Source organism: Mesorhizobium sp., assembly GCF_005063415.1.
In the GTDB taxonomy this organism is placed as follows: domain Bacteria; phylum Pseudomonadota; class Alphaproteobacteria; order Rhizobiales; family Rhizobiaceae; genus Mesorhizobium.
On record NZ_SUEG01000187.1, the window covers coordinates 1 to 303 of the forward strand.

A 303-nucleotide genomic window follows, 5' to 3' on the forward strand; every position below is an offset into this window, starting at 1 on the left:
CCTTTGGCACGCTGACCGGTTCCGCGACCGCCACACCCGATCCGGCGAGACTTGCCAGCCTCTGCATCAGCGCCGTCATATTTGCCGGCCCGCCCTCGCGGAAATAGCCGAGCAAGGCGTCAAGCTCTTGGCGCGGCAGCGTCGAGCCTTCGATCAGCCGCAAATCCTCGTCGTGGCTCTCGCCCGGCAGCAGCGCCAGTTTGATACCGCGATTTCGCGCGACAACGGCAAGCTGGTCGCAGCCATAGCGCCACCACTCATAGCCGCCGAGGATGCGGACCAGAATGACCTTGGCGTGGCGGG

1 protein-coding gene is annotated in these 303 nt (G+C 65.7%); it reads right to left on the minus strand.

Translation table 11 applies throughout. The features are described 5' to 3' along the window. Nucleotides 1–303, minus strand: a 303-nt coding sequence (locus E5W70_RS28800; RefSeq protein ID WP_292664702.1) for a hypothetical protein, incomplete at both ends; no start/stop codon positions are given.